Raw genomic sequence first — 17,604 nt, 5'->3', positions numbered from 1 at the left:
TGGAGTAAAATAGGTATATCAATTAATATAGGAGAACAAGAATATGGCAATTATTTTACCAGACCTTCCATACGCATACGATGCCTTGGAACCACATATTGATGCAGAAACAATGACCCTACACCATGACAAACACCATGCAACATACGTTGCAAATGCAAATGCTGCCCTTGAAAAACACCCTGAAATCGGTGAAGACTTGGTGGCGCTTTTGTCAGATGTAGAGAGCATTCCAGCTGATATACGCCAAGCCCTTATCAACAATGGTGGCGGACACCTCAACCACGCTCTCTTCTGGGAGTTGCTTTCACCAGAAAAAACAGAAATTTCAGCAGAATTGGCAGCAGATATCGATGCAACTTTTGGTTCATTTGATGCCTTCAAAGAAGCTTTCACAACAGCTGCAACAACTCGTTTCGGTTCAGGTTGGGCATTCCTAGTTGTCAATAAAGAAGGCAAGTTGGAAGTTATCTCAACTGCCAACCAAGACACACCAATCATGCAAGGTTTGAAACCAATCTTGGCACTTGATGTTTGGGAGCATGCTTATTACCTCAACTACCGTAACGTCCGTCCAAACTACATCAAAGCCTTCTTTGAAGTGATTAACTGGACAAAAGTTGATGAACTTTATAAAGCTGCTCGTAACAACTAATCTACTAGCTTACTGCGACGTTTTTTCGAGGAAACGACCTTTTTCCGAGAAAAAACTAGTCAGTCCTCTAGGAAAGCTAATTGGGCTTTCCGTGCTACAAGGAGCAAGGCCCTTGTAGCTGAGGAGTGGGAACAAAGTTGATGAACTTTACAAGGCGGCAAAATAATAGAGCTTAGTCTCACATTTTCAGAATTGAAAAAGCTTAGAACATCTTCAATAGCGGTTGTTCTAAGCTTTTTTTGTTTGTGAACAAGTTTCGTCAAAAGAGAGTAATGTTGATCTAATTTTCCTTTTTTACTGTCCTTTACGACGTTTTCGACTGGCCAGTCCAAGACCAGCTAAGAGACTGCTTGTTCCCATGACCAGAAGGGTCGTATCAGAAGAGCTGGCGGTCTGAGGAAGTCTTTCTTGATGTGTAGTTGCAGTTGCCTCTTTTGTTCGAGCAGGAGGAAGAAGTGCTTGCTCTCTGTGAGTCAAAAGCAATCCAGCTAAATCAAAGGCTTCTGGAGCAGCCTGAAGCAGGCTTTCTCCTTTCTGACTGATCAGCACACTAGCAGGGTCCAGAGATTCGGGTGCAGGATTGAGCAGGCTTTCCCCTTTACGACTGATCAGTACACTAGCAGGGTCCAAGGTCTCAGGTGCCGGATTGAGTAGTGCCTCCCCTTTCTCTGTTTGTAGGACAGGTTCAGCTGGCAGTTCCGTTTCTACTGGATTAGGATTTTCAGTTTCTGCTTGCGCAATCCCCAAGGTAGCTTCCAGTTGAGCCAGGCTAAAGCGGGCATGCTTGATATAAGCAAGGTCCGTTGTGACGCTGCCACCTTGCTGGCGCCAGTTTTCTGAAAATTCCTTGTCAAAATGCCCATAAGAAATCAGGTTAAAGGTCCCATCTGGCGAAACAGTAGCCCCAGTATAGCCCGTATCGCCTGACTTGGCGTTGGTCGTGAAATCTTCAGCCAGACGAATTCGGTATTGGCCTTCATTTTGTTGCAAGAGATCATCAACACTACCAATCCAGGCAATCCAATCACCCGCCATCCAGTCATTGTTTTCAATCTGACCATTACGGTTGTAATCAAGAATGATTTCACGGAAGGTTACCACTAACTTACCAGAAATTGGGTCAACCAGAATTTTATGGCGTTCCCCTTGGAGGGCACCTTGCAATTCCATTGGGCGAGACCAGGTTTTGCCTTCATCATCAGAATAAATCAACAAGCTAGAATGGTGGTGGGATTGGGCACGAACCAGCCCGATAATCCGTTGGCTATTGGGCACACGAAACATACCGATTTCACACATCTGGGCAGCTTGTTCAATATCACGGTGGGTTGCCAAAATCGGTTCCGGAAGGGACCAAACTTGGTTTCCATCTTCATCAAAACTCAAGATGGACTTGTAGTTAACGAATTGGTAGTCATGGAAAATACCCATCCACTCATCCTTGTAGTTCCCTTGTTCATCACGCAGTTGGATCAGACTGGACATGGCAACAATAGTATAGTGCTGTCGTCCATTTCTAGTCGGGTGGAAGAGTTGGTATTCAGACCAAGTTTCGCCACCGTCCTCAGAAATGGACGTGCGGAAGCCACCCGTAGGGTTGTTTTGCCAACTTGGCATGGCAGTAATAAGGATGACTTTCTCACTACCATCAGCAAAATTGAGTTTGTAGAGAGTAGGTGTTTCCAAGGAACTTGCCCAAGATTCAGGGATGTCGGCCTTTTCAGTCCATGTTAGGCCATTGTCTTTTGAAATCTGCATCACGATTGGGCCATGGCCGTGACCAACTGGATAGGCAGCAATCAGCGTTTGGTTGTCATTAAGTAGGACCATGTCTGGCTGTCCTAGGTATTGGCGATTTGTTCCAGGTTTTTTCTCTAAATCCTTGATGTAGTCCGTTGGCAAGTCGTATTGAGGAATGCTTGGTTGGTGCAGGATTCGTTTGCTGATGCTGAGCGGAATGTCCGTCACAAAGTCAGTACCACTCGCGGTAATGCGTACGCTAGTTTGCCCCTTGGCTAGCGGCTTGATAGTACCAGTTGCATCAATACTTGCAATAGTTGGATCAAGGACCTCAAAGGATAGTTGAGCGTTGGCTTTGTCTGTCACCAAGTAGGCTTTGATGGTATGCTGCTGGTCGGTAAAGAGAGCAATTGAGTTATCTTTTGCATAGATTCCATTTACGCGCATGGAGTGAAGGACTTCGGTCGCATCAAGTGGTCGATTGTAAATTTTCAACTCATCAATGGCTCCGACAAAGCCTCCACCTCCAATTCGATCGATTGGGAGCTTGAAGTCATTTGTTGCGGTCCATGGGTTGGTTTCGACCAGGCGACCGTCCACATAGAGTTTGAGTCCCCCTGTTTGGCTGTTGGTCCAGGTATAGTGCCGCCATTGGTTGGTCAGGCTGCTCACAGAACGCATGGTTAGGCGGTCACCTGGATTATTTCCGACACGAACACCAACCTTGCCGCCTGTTCCGTCTAATTGAGAGGTGAGGGCACGTCCGCCTTCCTGGCTGCGGAGGACTTCACGGTTGCCACTTGTGGAGGATTGATCCAAGAGCCAGTAACCGACAGTCCATTCCTTGCCAAGTTGATGGTTGGCATCAAAGTTTAGTTGGGTATCTGCAGTCACGGCCAATGCTTGACCGCTTTTTCCTGGGACATAGGTTGGGCTTGTACCAGTTGGTGTGCGTTGGCCCCATTGGTCATCTGTATTTTGGTCAAAATGATAATAGCTAAATCGGGCCGCCTGATCCACTTCTGGCAAACCAACTTGTTCACCATTTTTTAAGCGAATGTAGCGCTCGGTAATGGATTTCAAGGCCTGTTTGAATTTTGCTAAATCTGCTGGGATTTGTGCTTTGGTAGTTTCATTTGGCTCGCGAGCTATTTGTGTTCCTAGTCCATTGTGGCGAGTTGTACGGTCGTAGCGGTCTTCCAGGCTATCCAAGAGACCCTCGATTTCCATCTCTAAGACTGGAAATTCTCGTTTCATCTGATAGAGTTTATTGACATCACGAACAGCTTCTGCCATTTTTTCTAGTCGCACACTAGACTGTGGTTTTGGTTGTCTAGCATCCGCCTTATCTGGATAGAGAAGCTGAGTGTCCCCTGCTTCGAAGGCCCAGTGAGAGAGGTCGGTCAAAGGGTCGCGAACCCAAGCATCCAAGGCCCAACGGAGGAAGCCATTGGTATTAAATTTTGCGCCATAGAGAACGGAGAAGTAACTTTCACCTGGTAGGTTGAAGAGGAGAGAGTTGGGGTATTCTTCGGTAGCAGTATAGAGGGTGGTCTTTTTCCCTTGTGCATCTCGTTCTGCGACTAAGCGTTCAAAGGCAGCCATTTCAGACTTCATATGAGGTGTTCCGATACTGAGGTCATCAATGCGTGCTGCAGTACTAGCAAAGGAGCCAGAGAAGTGGTTGGCTGCTGCGGCGATTTTGAGATATTTTCCATCCTTGTTTGGGACAGAATCGATCAGTCGAAAAGCCTGTTCCATATTGCGTCGCTCATCGATTCCGACGTAGAAGCGGTCAAACCAACCTTTTTCATCCAGATGGGTGATTAGGGCTTCTAAGAAGGGGCGCCAGACAGTTGCGTAACGGGGATCTGTAACCTCTACTGTTATTTCTTCGATAGCTTGAGTAGCCTTGTTGGTGTAAGTTACCTTGTTGCCCCAAGGAATCATCGAGTAGCCGACAATCTTGTCTGCTAGACCATATTCTTCAGCTAATTCTACCCATTTGTCAAAATGACTAAAATCAAAACTAAATTGACCATCAGCTTCCTTAAACCATTTGATCATGGATGGAACCCGTGTCTGGCCTTGAGCATAGGTTTGGCCGCCCCAAGCTTCTTCCACGATGGATGCGGTGATACCACGTCCCCCCATTTTCTTATAGATTTCAAGGCTTGGTCGTAGAATGGCCAGATGCTCTGGTGAAAACGGTGTGACATTGTAATATTCGGCTGAACGGTACGGATACTGCCAGAGTTCAATGCTAAAGTCGTTTAGATGGTCAAGTTGGGCATCTTGAACTTCCAGCTCAAGGTTAAACGTGAGCGGATTTTCGATTCCATCAGCCATTACCTCAATGTGTGTCTGGTAGGTACCAGCTTGAGCTGTTTTTGGTATGGCAATACTCAGCCAGAGATTTTGTAAGGTATTATAGGCGACATCAACTGTTTGGTCATGTAGTAAGAGGTCGGGGCGTGAAATACTTGGTGTGGTTGGGATGTTGAGTTTGTTAGCATTGTGGTAGCCAGCATTTCCTTGATAGCCAGTGATTTCTTTGATAAAGTTCCCAGTGATATGATCTTTTGAAATGGTCTGACCTGTTGCACTCACCAAATCATGAGTGCGGAAGCGCAGATTTTTTAGGCCAGAATCCTGGGGTAGAATAGCCAGCTGACTGGTCACCGTGTCATTTTTCCAGGCAACCAATTGTCGACTGGTTTCTTGGTTGTTTAAAAGTCGGCTATACGCATCTCCGTAATGATGGACATTGTTATCTACAAAACTGCCTGTAAACTGAGCAATGGTTGCTTGAACCTCAATATCTAGGCGGGCGGTTAGTTGCTTGTAGTGGGCGATGAGTTGCGTTCGACCTTCTTTCAGACCTTCCACACGACCGGTTTCATCCACTCGAGCAATCTCAGGGTTGGCAATGCTGTAACTTACCAAACTAGGGTCTGCATAGGCAGGAGCAATCTGTAGTTGGCTAGCAAGTGATTGTCCAACTTTGAGATTGAGACTTTGGGATGAAAAGGCTAGCTGCTCGGGTTGGTAGGGCTGGTGGCTAATGGTTGCCTTATGAACCTGATTGACATAGTTTGCTCTGGTATTGGCTGGGTTGTTGCGCCCTGTTGAGCTGACTTTTAAAAAGTGGTCCCCTTCTTGCAACTCATTGAACTCAATGATCTTGACCAGCTGGCGCGTGCTATTATAGAGATCCACTTCAGTCTCTTGACCATCATCTAACTGCACCTTGATAATACCGTGGTTAGGCGATTTGTGGGCATAGAGGGTAATGCCATTTCCCTTGAAAGGTATGGTGTAATAGTGTTGGCTTTGATCGTCTGTCTTTTGAATGTTGATGTAGGCTTCATTAGCATTTTTTACCCAGGAGCCTGTAAAGACAAACTTGTTAAAGGCTGCGTCTGGATTATCAACAGGGCTGATCTCTTCTATGACGGACTCCACAGCCTCTTCCCTAGGGGGCTCTTCAGATGGAGTGGCAGGTGTCAAGTCAGGGCTTTCAGGGCTTGTAGGCTCAGCTTGAAGGACAGGAAGCGTTTCCCCTACGGACCGATCAGTAGCTTCCTCCTCCCGGTGTAGCTCCTCTTCTGAGACAGGCTCGGCAAGAAGGTCACTGGTCTGAGGTTGGCTATCTAGTTCATTTGCCAGGACTGGTTGTTGGCCGAATAGAACCGAACCGACAAGAATAGAAGCTGTACCAACTGTCAACTTACGGATGGAGAAGCGAAAGTGACGGTCGAATAGCTCAGTGCGTCTTCGTTTCATACGAAATCCTTTCTATTATATTTTATGTTTTTCTTATAATATTAATATACCAAAAAATAGGTAAATATCAAGCAATTTCACAATGCCAACAAGAGGTTTTGTCTCAGTAGAAAGGTTAATGAAAAATTATTCATTAAATGGTATAATAGTTCTTCAATGATATGAAGGAAGTATGACATGCAGATAAAAGAATTTGGTGTTGAGGATTGGCTCAATCAATGGGAAAAACAAGCAAAGTGGGATATCGCTGGAAGTTCAGTTGCCTCTCTTTCCTTAGAAGAATTGGCTACGCTGGCTGGCGATTCCTATGAGCAAATCAGTCAGGACCTATGCCGCTCCTTGCTCAACTACGGTTGGATAGAAGGTTCTCCTGATTTTAAAGAGGCTGTCAGTCAATTGTATGAGACGGTTTGTCCTGAGCAAATCTTGCAAACCAACGGCGCTACGGGGGCCAATTTCCTAGTGTTATACAGTCTCTTGGAGCCTGGAGATCACGTGATTTCCATGTACCCAACCTATCAACAGTTGGTCGATATTCCACACTCACTGGGTGCACATGTTCAATTGTGGCCTATTCGTGAGGAAAAGGGCTGGTTGCCCGATTTAGCAGATCTACGCCAGATGGTAACCGAGAAGACCAAGATGATTTGTATCAATAATGCCAATAACCCAACAGGGGCCTTTATGGACCGTGCCTATCTTGAAGAACTGGTTTCCATTGCAGAGGAGGTAGGTGCCTATATTTTGGCAGACGAGGTGTACCAAACCTTTGAAGACCAAGCTTTTCCGGCCATTGTTGACCTTTATGAAAAAGGGATTTCGACCAATAGTCTCTCCAAAACCTATTCCCTTCCTGGTATTAGGGTTGGTTGGATTGCAGCCAATCGTGAATTGTCGGATTATTTTAGAAAATACCGTGACTACACTATGATTTCTGCAGGTGTGATTGACGATGCTTTGGCGACTTATGCCCTTCAGCAGAGAGAGCATATTTTGGAGCGAAATCGTCAATTGGTTCGTAGAAATTTGGCTATTTTAGAAAAATGGGTTGCAGAGCAGGATCAGGTAGACTTGGTCTTGCCGCGGCAGGTATCAACCTCCTTTATTCGTTTAAGGATTGACCGACCGACTGAGGAATTTTGCCTAGCCTTGTTGGAAGAAGAAGGAGTCCTCTTGGTGCCAGGTGAACGATTTGATATGCCTGGCTATGCCCGTCTGGGTTATTGCTGTAAAACAGAGGTATTGGTGGAAGGACTGGAGCGCTTGGCTCGATTTTTGGGTTCTAACAAGTAATAGTATAGTCAAATGAAGAGCTTTCAGATAAGGAACTGAGGTGCAGATTTCAAGAACAGCCTCTAGCTGTTCTTGGTTGGATATAAGTCATGCGAAGCAAGTCACTTTCCTAGGGTACGGCAAGCCCAGAATGACCATGTATCAAAGTTAACTCAAATGACTAAAAAAGTCCCTTGCTGGGTCCTGGATGGACTGGTCAGCAGGGGACTTTTGTATTATATAGTGGGATTATTTGATAAACATGGCATCGCCAAAACTAAAGAATCGGTAGCGCTCTTCAACGGCATGTTGGTAGGCAGAGAGGGTGAGTTCTCGCCCGGCAAAAGCAGAGACCAACATAACCAAGGTTGACTTTGGAAGATGGAAGTTGGTCGAAAAGGCATCGACAATCTTGAAAGTATAGCCTGGTTTGATAAAGATATTGGTCCAACCAGAGTCAGCTTCCAAATGGCCATCAAACTTGTTTCCAATGGTTTCAAGGGTGCGAATGGAGGTTGTTCCAACTGCAACGATGCGACCACCGTTTGCCTTGGCTTCATTTAAGGTCTGGGCAGCTTGGGCTGAAAGGCTATAAAACTCGGAGTGCATCTCATGCTCATCGAGATTCTCTACCGAAACCGGACGGAAGGTCCCTAAGCCCACATGGAGGGTCAGATAGACCAGTTTTACACCCTTGGCTTCGATCTTATCTAGCAAGTCCTGTGTAAAATGCAGTCCAGCAGTCGGTGCAGCAGCAGAGCCATTTTCTTTGGCATAGACAGTCTGGTAACGTTCGCGATCGTCCAATTTTTCATGGATATAAGGCGGTAGGGGCATTTCCCCCAAACTTTCAAGGACTTCTAAGAAGATACCTTGATAGTCAAATTCAACAATCCGTCCGCCGTGCTCCAGTTCTTCTATAATGGTAGCCATGAGTCTTCCATCACCAAAGGCGACTTTGGCGCCGACTTTCAGGCGTTTGGCTGGCTTAGCAAGAACTTCCCATTGATCTCCTTGGGTATTTTTCAAAAGGAGCAATTCGACATGTCCTTGTGTATCGGGCTTTTGGCCGTAGAGTCGAGCTGGTAGGACGCGGGTGTTGTTCATAACCAGGGCATCGCCAGGCTCCAACTCATCGATGATGTGGTCGAAGTGGCTATCTGTCATGGCACCTGTGGTTTTGTCCACAATCAAGAGGCGGGAACTGTCGCGTTTTTCCAAAGGGACTTGCGCAATCAGTTCTTCTGGTAGGTAAAAATCAAAATCTGCTGTATTCATCGGAACTCCTTACATGCTGAGAAATAGGATCATAAAATAAAGAAAAATCAGAAATGGTAGGGCGGCCATCAATCCTCCCAGAGCCATCATCAGTCGGCGCAACCAAATTGGTTTTGGAACAAAGTAGCCACCGACAAGCAGTAGGATCCCGAAAAAGAATAAAATAAATAGTTGTTCAGTCATAAAAACATTATACCATAGTTTAGAAAAGATTCTCTTGACAAAAATTGGTCTATACCATATAATAGATTTTGTAAATAGGTCTATACCAAATGGAGGGAAATATGAAAGTTTTTGTCGTAAAAGATCAAGTTGAGGGTGCAGGCATTGCCTTGGATATTCTCAAACAGAAAATGGCTGATGGTGCGCAAGTTCTGGGTCTGGCAACAGGTTCCAGTCCAATCGAATTTTACAAGCAGGTTCGTGAAAGTGAGTTAGATTTTTCTGAGGTGACATCTGTTAACTTGGATGAGTATGTTGGTTTGGGCGAAGATAGTGACCAATCCTATGTCTATTTCATGAAAGAGCATCTTTTTAATGCAAAACCATTCAAGGAAAACCATTTGCCAAACGGGTTGGCTGCTGATCTTGATGAAGAGTTGGTGCGATACAATGCTATTTTGGAAGAACATCCTGTTGATTTCCAAATTCTAGGTATCGGCCGCAATGGTCATATTGGCTTTAATGAGCCAGGGGCTTCCTTTGACGGAGTTGCCCGCGTTGTGGATTTGGCGCCATCAACCATCGAAGCCAACGCTCGCTTCTTTGCGGACCCAGAGGAAGTGCCTAAGCAGGCTATTTCAATGGGCATCGCTAACATTATGGCAGCCAAGACCATTGTCCTCATGGCTTATGGTCCTGAAAAAGCTGACGCTATTAAGGCGACGGTAGAAGGTACAGTGACAGAGGAAGTTCCAGCAAGTGTCCTTCAAAACCACGACGACGTCGTTCTCATCATTGACGAAGCCGCGGCAAGTAAATTGACAAAATAAGAGTTAAAAACCGGCCACCTTTTTAGGCAGTCGGTTTTCTTATTTTCTTCCAACTTGCTAGTATCCATATGAGCAAACGGGATTTCGGAATGGCTAATCCCATAAGCGGACAAATGCGACAAATACAAACAATAGCCTGCGTGCCTTGAGCAAGCACAAAAAACAGCCATGGCGGCAAACCACGGATGTTTTTCTTATGCTTGGTTTCTCGAATTTTTAAGCACTTCAAGTATGACACACCTGTCTTTAGTTTTCAAGCATCCAGTCCAACTCAGGTCCCACAGGAACGATGCCCGTTGGGTTAATGGTCTTGTGGCTACCATAGTAGTGCTGTTTGATATGGTCAAAGTCCACCGTTTCTGCAATGCCAGCATGATTGTAAAGACGTTTGGTATAGTTCCATAGATTTGGATAATCAACCAAGGCCTTGATATTGCACTTGAAATGCCCAAAGTAAACAGGGTCAAACCGCACCAAGGTAGTAAAGAGACGAATATCAGCTTCTGTCAACTGATTGCCCACCAGATAGTCCTTGTCTGCCAAATGCTCTTCTAATTTATCTAAGGCGGCAAAAAGGTTCTTGACCTCTTTTTCATAGACTGCCTGACTGGTTGAAAAACCTGCCTTGTAGACGCCATTGTTGATGTTTGGATAGACAAAATCATTCATGGCATCAATCTCGGCTTGCAGGTTTGCTGGATAGTAGTCATCGTAGTTGCCTGTAATGTCATTAAAAGCAGTGTTAAACATGCGCATGATTTCAGCAGATTCGTTACTGACGATGGTATTGGTTTCCTTATCCCAAAGGACAGGAACGGTCACACGACCAGTGTAATTTGGGTCTGCTTTCAAGTAAACTTGATAAAGATAGTCGCTGTTAAAAATTGGGTCCTTGATTACACCAGGACCATCTGCGAAGGTCCAACCATTTTCCAACATGAGGGGATGCACGATAGAAATCGAGATGTGTTCTTCCAAGCCTTTCAGTTTTCGCATAATCAAGGTCCGACTAGCCCAAGGACAAGCCAGAGAAATGTAGAGGTGGTAACGACCAGATTCTGCCTTGAAACCGCCTTTGCCTGTTGGACCAGCCTGTCCATCAGGGGTAATCCAGTTGCGAAATTGTGTGACAGTACGAACAAACTTACCGCCTGTTGACTTGGTGTCATACCATTGATCTACCCATTTACCATCTTGTAAAAGTCCCATAAAATATCTCCTTTTTAAAAATTTAGAAATCGCCCAGAAACTCAGAGACTAGGTGTTTCTAAAACATATATCACTAATTAGTATTATACTCCTTCTATTTTAAAGGTCAAGTCAAACGATTTATGGTACAATAGTCCCATGAGATTGGACAAGTGTTTGGAAAAGGCGGAGATTGGCTCCCGTAAGCAGGTAAAAAAACTTTTCAAAGCCCAGCAGATTTGCATTGACGGACAGGTCGCAACCAGCCTAAGCCAAATTGTGGACCCAGGTCTGCAAAACATTACAGTTGAAGGCCAGAGGGTTGAACTGGAAGGCAGTCGCTATTATCTGCTTCATAAGCCTGCTGGTGTGGTTTCTGCCGTGTCCGACAAGGATCACCAGACCGTTATTGACCTGATTGAGCCAGAGGATAGGGCGGACGGCCTCTACCCTGTTGGTCGCTTGGACAGAGATACTGAAGGTCTGCTTCTCATCACTAACAACGGCCCACTGGGCTTTCGCATGCTTCATCCCAAACACCATGTGGATAAGGTCTATTACGTGGAGGTCAACGGTCCCTTGGAACCAGATGCCTCAGCCTTTTTTGCCCAAGGTGTTCGCTTTTTGGACGGCACCTGCTGCCAGCCCGCAGACTTGACCATTTTGGAGACTTCTATGGAACATAGCAGAGCAGTTATTCGGATTGGGGAGGGCAAGTTTCATCAGGTCAAGAAGATGTTTTTAGCCTATGGTGTCAAGGTCACCTATCTCAAACGCACCAGTTTTGGTCCATTTCAACTGGGAGATTTGCAAGTAGGGACTTACCGCAGCTTGACTGAAGCAGAACTGCAGGATTTAAAAACCTATTTTAGGGAGTAAGAAAGATGACAGCTATTTATGATTTTACACTCGAAAACCAAGATGGTCAGCAGGTATCTCTAGAAAGGTATAGAGACAAGGTCTTGCTGATTGTCAATACCGCGACAGGCTGTGGACTGACTCCGCAATATGAGGCCTTACAGGCGCTCTACGACCGTTATCATTCACTGGGCTTTGAAATCTTAGATATTCCATGCAATCAATTTATGAATCAAGCTCCAGGAACAGCTCAAGAAATCAATCGATTTTGCCAGCTCAATTATGGAACCAGCTTTCCCCGTTTTGCTAAGATCAAGGTCAATGGAGCAGATGCCCATCCCCTCTACAGATGGTTGAAAGAAGAGGCACGAGGACCAGTTGGCAAGGCCATTGAATGGAATTTCGTGAAATTTTTAGTGGACAGACAAGGCAAGGTTGTCAAACGCCTAGCTGCCACTAGCAGCCCAGATAAATTATCCGAGAGGATTGAAGCGTTATTAAAAACCAGCTAAATTCTAGCTGGTTTCTTTTTGCATCAGAACGAAACAATATGGAGCGCCAATGATGGCTAAAACGATGCCAGTTGGAATGCCTGTTCCCACCAACAGCAGTCTGCCTATTGTATCTGCAAGGATCATGAGACTAGCTGCTAAGCAAATGGCAAGCGGTAATGAGTAGCTGTGGTTTCTTCCGACCAATCTTTTAGCCAAATGACTGGCTAGAAAGCCGACAAAGGCAGTATTGCCGACCAATAAGGTGGCAAAACTTGCCAAACCAGCAGCTAATAAGAGGATAATGCGGCTTTCCCTCTGGACATTTATCCCCAAGCCCGTGGCAGCTTCTGGACCTAACTGCAAGACATTGAGTTTGGGAATCCGAGGAAAGACTACTAGTAAGCTGATGAGAATCGAGGGAGCCAGGATCATCAAGCTAGACCATTTGTCGCCAAGATAGGCACCTGACAACCAGGATTGGGTATTTTCCATTTGGTAGGGACTGATGACTTGAGTTAAGCTGAGGGTCAGACTTGTCAAGAGCCCAGCCAGCCCCATTCCGACCAGTAGGAGTTGATTGGATTGGAAACTGCCTTTTCTAGTCTGACTGAGCAGATAGACAGTTAAGGCGGCCAGGCTTCCTCCTAACCATGCAAAGATGGATTGGAGTCCCAGACCTGAAAATGGAAGGAAAAGACTGGCAAGTGCCGCTAAGCTAGCTCCGGCATTAATCCCCAAAATACCAGGGTCTGCCATGGGGTTGTGTGTAAGGGTTTGAAGAAGACTAGCGCTAGTTGCAAGTGCCGCACCAGCCAGGCAGGACACCAGCAGGCGTGGCAGCCGAAGATTCCACACAATCAGAGAAATAGAAGATTTCGCCTGACCAAGCAGTGCTTCTAAGACTTGGTCTGCCCTTAAATGGCTATAACCTAAAAAAAGTGAGAGGAAAGCAAGGACAAGTAGTAGAAGAAGAGCTCCTAGAAGGCTTTGCCGAACAGAAAATCGGATCATGACCAGTCCCCCTTTCGAATCAAGAAGAGTAAGATAGGAAAGCCAATCAAGCTCGTGAGACTATTTAAAGGGAGTTCATATGGAGGGTGTAGGATACGGGCTAAGACATCCATCCAAACAAGCAGACAAGCCCCACAAAGAGCAGACAATGGCAAAAGGTAACGAAAATCACGTTTAAAGAATGGCCGAATCAGGTTTGGAATGATCAGACCGATAAATGTCAAACTACCAGCCAAGCTGACGGCAGCTGCGGACAGGACAGTCACTAGTAGCAAGAAGAGGACGAGGAAGAGCTTTGTCTGTAATCCCAAGCCCTGAGCCAGACTTTCCTGCAAACTTAAGATAGTCAGCTGTTTTGCAAAGAACATAGCAAATAGCAAGGCAAGGAAGATAGGACCAGCCAACCAGGCTAGGCTGGTCCAATTTGCCTGGGTCAAACTACCAGATAGTAGTCCTAGATAGTGGGTGGCTTGATTCAGATAGATGCTAATTCCTTGACCAACTGCGGATAGAAAAGCAGTAGCCATGCTGCCGATTAGAAGGATGCGCAAGGGGTGGTTACCGGGTCCATTTTGTTGGCTGCTAAAAATCACCAATCCTGCAACCAATCCCGCTCCTATAAACCCCACCATCAATCGCAGGAGGTAGTGGGAGTTGGGATTAAGGATCAAGAGTAGTAAGATTGATAGTCCCGCCCCTGCTTGAATGCCCAAGAGCCCAGAATCTGCTAGCCGGTTGTAGGTCACAGCTTGCATCATCAAGCCTGCAACTGCCAAACTAGCTCCGACCAGACAGGCTGTTAAGAGTCGAGGAATCCGTAAATCCACGATAATGTCCTGTTGAGCAGAGTCTTTACCAAACTCTTTAAGGGTTACAAGAAGCTGGTCATGGCTAAAAGAAATTGCTCCGAAGCGAAGGGAAAGGTAGGCTCCGAATATGAGAATGAGCCCCACAGTTAAAAAAACAAGCCAAAATAAATTTGGCTTAGGAAATCGAAAGTACTCTGTCATATTATTGAAGGGCTAAGATAGCATCATGTAGGATACCCAACTGGTATTCTAAAGAGATAGGGTCGTTGAAAATGAAGCTTTTGGCATCGAGTTGAATGAGGTGTCCGTCCTGAACCGCTGCTAGATTTTGCCATACATCCGTTTCGTACAAGCTACTTGCAGCGCTGCTGTCTTCATTTGCCATGATGATGTAGTCTCCCGCATATTGGCTAAGTACTTCAGTTGAAACAGCCAAATAACCAGCTTCAAAGACATCATCTTGGACACTTTGAGGAGCGGCATAACCCAATTCTTGGTAGATAATTTCTCCACCACGGCCCCAGTTTTGACCAAAGACATAGAGGTCCGCACCAAGATAGCCCATGATGGTAAAGCTTGCTGCATTCCCAGTAAGGGCCTTCATATCCTTACCAGCAGTTTCAATAGCCTTGTCCCATTGACTGGTCCACTCTGTAGCAAGTTCTTCTTGATTAAAGATTTTCCCGAAGACTGCTAAAGTATCCTTATAGGAATGTTTACCGTATTCAATCGCGATTGTAGGTGCGATCTCAGACAACTGTTCTATATTGGTATCGTTTGAACCTGTCACAATTAAATCAGGTTCCAAAGCTGCAATGGCTTCCAAATCTTCACTAGTTACGGCTTGTGTTTCTTCTAAGTAACTTGAAAAGGCGGGATTGGCTAGGTCGTAAGAAGTTGCTCCAACTATTGAGAAACCAAGTTTTAAGAGGTAGCCTGTATTGGCAAAGTTGAGGCTGACAACCCGTTTTGGCGCCTGAGGAATATCCCCATAGTAGGCCACACCATCAATGCTAGGCATTGAAGAGAGGCTGGTTTGGTTCGTTTCTTGCTTGGTTCCTGAACAAGCAACAAGCAAAATGCTTACAAAACATAAAACGGTAAATGATAGAAACTTTTTCATATTACTTCCTTTCAGATGGTAAAAGTTTGTAGTCAAGGAGAAGGGGGTAGCCGTAGTGACTAGCAGGTAGGATGGTCGCTGTAATGCCAAAGACGGTCTCTAAAATCTCTGGTCGGATTAATTTATCAACAGGTCCTTGTTCTACAATCTGTCCATCCTTCATAGCGATGATGTGGTCAGAGTAGCGGGCAGCAAGATTGATGTCGTGCAAGACCATAACGATGGTCTTACCTTCCGAATGATTGAGGTCTTTAAGCAGTTCCAAAATTTCTAGCTGATGATTGATATCCAAATAGGTAGTCGGTTCATCCAAAAAGATAATCGGCGTGTCCTGAGCCAGGGCCATGGCAATCCAGACCCGTTGACTTTGACCTCCAGATAGGTGATGGACCATGGAACCTTGCAAATGCTTGGTTTGGGTCTTTTCTAAGGCCCAGTTAATCTTTTCCCTATCCTGCTCACTCAAGCGTCCCAATCCTTTTTGATAGGGGAAGCGACCATAAGAGACCAGGTCAAAAACCTTTATTCCATCCAAACTCTGGTGAAACTGGGGCAGTAAGGATAATTTTTGAGCCACTTCTTTACTGGCTTGTTTTGAAAGGTCCTTGTCATCCAGCAGAATCTGGCCAGCTTGCAAGGGGTGGATACGGCTGAGGGCTTTTAAAAGACTGGATTTACCGCAACCATTTGGTCCTATGATGGTCGTTATGTTTCCTTCGGGAATCTTCAAGGACAGGTCAGAAAATACTGGATTCTTGTCATAAACAAGCGTCGCCTTCTTTGCTTCAATCTGGGGCATACCATCTCCTTTTCATTGAGTCTCTATTATAGCATGGTTTTTTAATCAAAAAAAGAGTTTTCTGAAAATTTTAATCTAATAAGAATGGTTATAAAAAATCCCTGTCATAAGGACAAGGATTCTCATTATAAATAACGTTTAGCTACTTCCAAATCACCGTCATATGCGGCCTTTTTGCCATTTACAATCTGGTAGGCATCAGCCCCCTTACCTGCGATGATGACCGCATCTTTCGGAGAGTTTGTTTGGCTCATGGCTGTTTGGATAGCTTTTTCCCGGTCCAAGATAAAGTCGCTTGGTCGGGTCATGTGGGCCCGGATTTGTTCAGCGATAGCAGCTGGATCTTCACGGTTGGGATCATCAGCTGTCAGAATTACCTCAACCTGCGGATAGTCATTGAGCAGAAGACCGAAGTCCTTGCGGCGGCTTTCTCCCTTATTGCCAGGAGCTCCCAGAATCAAAATCACCTTGCCTGTCTGGTGCTCTAAGACGACATCGATTAGCTTCTTGACACTGTCACCGTTATGGGCGTAGTCCACGAATACCTTGGCCCCGTTCTGCTGGGTCAGGACTTCCATGCGGCCAGGGACATTGGTTTGGGCAATCCCTGTGTGAATATCTTCCAGACTTGCACCCAAGCGGAGACAGGCCAGTCCAGCTGCGATGGCATTTTCTTGGTTGAAGCCACCGATCAGCTGGATGTCGTAGTGGCCAGCTAATTTTCCAGTCGCTGTGAAGTCAAAACCTGCTGACTGGCTAATCTGGTTTTCAGAAGTCGGCCCATAAAAGTCATGGTCTTTGGAGCTAACTTGGTCTTTCACCACCTCAAAATGGTCCATTCCAGCATTGACAATAACCGCTTTGCTATTGTCCATTAAAAGCCGCTTGTGGTAGAAATAGTCCTCAAAGGTCGGGTGCTCAATGGGGCCGATGTGGTCAGGGCTGATGTTGAGGAAGACGCCGACATCAAAGGTCAGCCCGTAAACCCGCTTGACCAAGTAAGCCTGGCTAGACACCTCCATAATCAAGTGGGTCATGCCGTTTTGGACCGCCTCCGCCATCATGGCAAAGAGGTCCAGGCTTTCAGGCGTGGTCAAGGTGGACTTGAAGAAAGTCTTGCCGTCCAGGGTAGTGTTCATGGTCGAAAGCATGGCAGGTTTGTGGCTCTGTTTAAGAATGTTAAAAGCAAAATAAGCCGCCGTTGTCTTACCTTTGGTACCGGTGAGGGCCAGGAGTTTGAGCTGTTTCTGGGGATGACCATAAAAATCCATAGCAATCAGGCTCATAGCCTGCTTGATGTCATGGACGATGATAGCAGGAATGCCAACCTCATAGTCGATTTCAGACACGTAAAAAGCCAGCCCAGCCTCGATAGCCTTTTCCAAAAATTCCTTCTTAAAGGCCAAACCCTTGGCAAAAAAGAGAGTCGTTGGGCTAACAGTCCGGCTGTCATAGCTGAGAGCGTCAAACTGGACATCCGTCCAAGTGCTAACTGTCTGGTTATTCTGTTTGACATGGCGGAAATTGTCATCCGCTTTTAAGATGTCTAGTACACGTTCAATTTTAATCATGCTTCTATTGTAAACCTATCTAGTGGTT

At 45.7% G+C, this 17,604-nt stretch carries 14 protein-coding genes; 5 read left to right on the top strand and 9 right to left on the bottom strand.

Annotated features, from left to right (window positions below; genetic code table 11):
* The first annotated feature begins 43 nt into the window (after positions 1–43).
* Positions 44–655: a superoxide dismutase gene (gene sodA / locus PXH68_RS06125; RefSeq protein WP_248028482.1), complete on the top strand. Its 612-nt coding sequence runs from the start codon at positions 44–46 to the stop codon at positions 653–655.
* A gap of 294 nt (positions 656–949) precedes the next feature.
* On the opposite strand, the gene PXH68_RS06120 is transcribed toward sodA, so the two are convergent.
* The gene (locus PXH68_RS06120) at positions 950–6,181 is read right to left on the bottom strand and encodes a glycoside hydrolase domain-containing protein (RefSeq protein WP_248028481.1); all 5,232 of its coding nucleotides are present in this window, start codon (positions 6,179–6,181) and stop codon (positions 950–952) included.
* A 177-nt stretch (positions 6,182–6,358) separates the two neighbouring features.
* Here PXH68_RS06120 and PXH68_RS06115 point away from each other — a divergent pair, with 177 nt between their 5' ends.
* Complete coding sequence (locus PXH68_RS06115) at positions 6,359–7,474, top strand: aminotransferase (protein ID WP_248028480.1); 1,116 nt, start codon at positions 6,359–6,361, stop codon at positions 7,472–7,474.
* Positions 7,475–7,702: 228 nt separating this feature from the next.
* On the opposite strand, the gene queA is transcribed toward PXH68_RS06115, so the two are convergent.
* On the bottom strand, positions 7,703–8,731 hold the full coding sequence (queA, locus tag PXH68_RS06110) for a tRNA preQ1(34) S-adenosylmethionine ribosyltransferase-isomerase QueA (protein ID WP_248028479.1): 1,029 nt from the start codon (positions 8,729–8,731) through the stop codon (positions 7,703–7,705).
* Positions 8,732–8,740: 9 nt separating this feature from the next.
* Positions 8,741–8,914 (bottom strand): hypothetical protein, encoded by a 174-nt coding sequence (locus tag PXH68_RS06105; RefSeq protein WP_187321634.1) that lies wholly within the window; start codon positions 8,912–8,914, stop codon positions 8,741–8,743.
* Positions 8,915–9,015: 101 nt separating this feature from the next.
* On the opposite strand from PXH68_RS06105, the gene PXH68_RS06100 reads away from it, so the two are divergent.
* Complete coding sequence (locus PXH68_RS06100; RefSeq protein WP_248028478.1) at positions 9,016–9,723, top strand: glucosamine-6-phosphate deaminase; 708 nt, start codon at positions 9,016–9,018, stop codon at positions 9,721–9,723.
* A 246-nt stretch (positions 9,724–9,969) separates the two neighbouring features.
* Here the strand turns inward: PXH68_RS06100 and PXH68_RS06095 are convergent, their stop codons facing one another.
* A complete protein-coding gene (locus tag PXH68_RS06095) occupies positions 9,970–10,932 on the bottom strand; it encodes a glutathione S-transferase family protein (protein WP_248028477.1) in 963 nt (320 codons plus the stop codon).
* A gap of 138 nt (positions 10,933–11,070) precedes the next feature.
* Between PXH68_RS06095 and PXH68_RS06090 the strand changes: the two genes are divergently transcribed.
* Positions 11,071–11,790: a pseudouridine synthase gene (locus PXH68_RS06090; RefSeq protein ID WP_248028476.1), complete on the top strand. Its 720-nt coding sequence runs from the start codon at positions 11,071–11,073 to the stop codon at positions 11,788–11,790.
* A 5-nt stretch (positions 11,791–11,795) separates the two neighbouring features.
* Positions 11,796–12,281: a glutathione peroxidase gene (locus PXH68_RS06085; RefSeq protein WP_205031304.1), complete on the top strand. Its 486-nt coding sequence runs from the start codon at positions 11,796–11,798 to the stop codon at positions 12,279–12,281.
* Positions 12,282–12,284: 3 nt separating this feature from the next.
* Here the strand turns inward: PXH68_RS06085 and PXH68_RS06080 are convergent, their stop codons facing one another.
* From PXH68_RS06080 to PXH68_RS06060, 5 genes are all read right to left on the bottom strand, one after another.
* Positions 12,285–13,274 (bottom strand): FecCD family ABC transporter permease, encoded by a 990-nt coding sequence (locus PXH68_RS06080; RefSeq protein WP_248028475.1) that lies wholly within the window; start codon positions 13,272–13,274, stop codon positions 12,285–12,287.
* Positions 13,271–14,284 carry a FecCD family ABC transporter permease gene (locus PXH68_RS06075; protein ID WP_316715503.1) on the bottom strand — a complete coding sequence of 338 codons (1,014 nt, stop codon included), beginning with the start codon at positions 14,282–14,284 and terminating at the stop codon, positions 13,271–13,273. The genes PXH68_RS06080 and PXH68_RS06075 overlap by 4 nt, the downstream gene beginning before the upstream one ends.
* A 1-nt stretch (position 14,285) precedes the next feature.
* Entirely contained in the window at positions 14,286–15,206 is a 921-nt protein-coding gene (locus tag PXH68_RS06070) for an ABC transporter substrate-binding protein (protein WP_248028473.1), read from the bottom strand.
* A 1-nt stretch (position 15,207) separates the two neighbouring features.
* Positions 15,208–16,005 (bottom strand): ABC transporter ATP-binding protein, encoded by a 798-nt coding sequence (locus tag PXH68_RS06065; RefSeq protein ID WP_248028472.1) that lies wholly within the window; start codon positions 16,003–16,005, stop codon positions 15,208–15,210.
* A 125-nt stretch (positions 16,006–16,130) separates the two neighbouring features.
* On the bottom strand, positions 16,131–17,576 hold the full coding sequence (locus PXH68_RS06060) for a UDP-N-acetylmuramoyl-L-alanyl-D-glutamate--L-lysine ligase (protein ID WP_248028471.1): 1,446 nt from the start codon (positions 17,574–17,576) through the stop codon (positions 16,131–16,133).
* Positions 17,577–17,604: the final 28 nt, after the last annotated feature.

It is taken from the genome of Streptococcus sp. 29896 (assembly GCF_032594915.1).
In the GTDB taxonomy this organism is placed as follows: Bacteria; Bacillota; Bacilli; order Lactobacillales; family Streptococcaceae; genus Streptococcus; species Streptococcus suivaginalis.
Note: the sequence above shows the minus strand (reverse complement) of the source record. Positions and strands in the feature narration are given on the sequence as shown.

Bases quoted from the DNA above. Each gene is read 5' to 3' on its own strand.
- PXH68_RS06100 (WP_248028478.1), top strand. From the start codon at position 9,016: ATGAAAGTTTTTGTCGTAAAAGATCAAGTTGAGGGTGCAGGCATTGCC.
- PXH68_RS06085 (WP_205031304.1), top strand. From the start codon at position 11,796: ATGACAGCTATTTATGATTTTACACTCGAAAACCAAGATGGTCAGCAG.
- PXH68_RS06095 (WP_248028477.1), bottom strand. From the start codon at position 10,932: ATGGGACTTTTACAAGATGGTAAATGGGTAGATCAATGGTATGACACC.
- PXH68_RS06105 (WP_187321634.1), bottom strand. From the start codon at position 8,914: ATGACTGAACAACTATTTATTTTATTCTTTTTCGGGATCCTACTGCTT.
- PXH68_RS06115 (WP_248028480.1), top strand. From the start codon at position 6,359: ATGCAGATAAAAGAATTTGGTGTTGAGGATTGGCTCAATCAATGGGAA.
- PXH68_RS06120 (WP_248028481.1), bottom strand. From the start codon at position 6,181: ATGAAACGAAGACGCACTGAGCTATTCGACCGTCACTTTCGCTTCTCC.
- queA (WP_248028479.1), bottom strand. From the start codon at position 8,731: ATGAATACAGCAGATTTTGATTTTTACCTACCAGAAGAACTGATTGCG.
- PXH68_RS06070 (WP_248028473.1), bottom strand. From the start codon at position 15,206: ATGAAAAAGTTTCTATCATTTACCGTTTTATGTTTTGTAAGCATTTTG.
- PXH68_RS06065 (WP_248028472.1), bottom strand. From the start codon at position 16,005: ATGCCCCAGATTGAAGCAAAGAAGGCGACGCTTGTTTATGACAAGAAT.
- sodA (WP_248028482.1), top strand. From the start codon at position 44: ATGGCAATTATTTTACCAGACCTTCCATACGCATACGATGCCTTGGAA.
- PXH68_RS06080 (WP_248028475.1), bottom strand. From the start codon at position 13,274: ATGATCCGATTTTCTGTTCGGCAAAGCCTTCTAGGAGCTCTTCTTCTA.
- PXH68_RS06090 (WP_248028476.1), top strand. From the start codon at position 11,071: ATGAGATTGGACAAGTGTTTGGAAAAGGCGGAGATTGGCTCCCGTAAG.
- PXH68_RS06060 (WP_248028471.1), bottom strand. From the start codon at position 17,576: ATGATTAAAATTGAACGTGTACTAGACATCTTAAAAGCGGATGACAAT.
- PXH68_RS06075 (WP_316715503.1), bottom strand. From the start codon at position 14,284: ATGACAGAGTACTTTCGATTTCCTAAGCCAAATTTATTTTGGCTTGTT.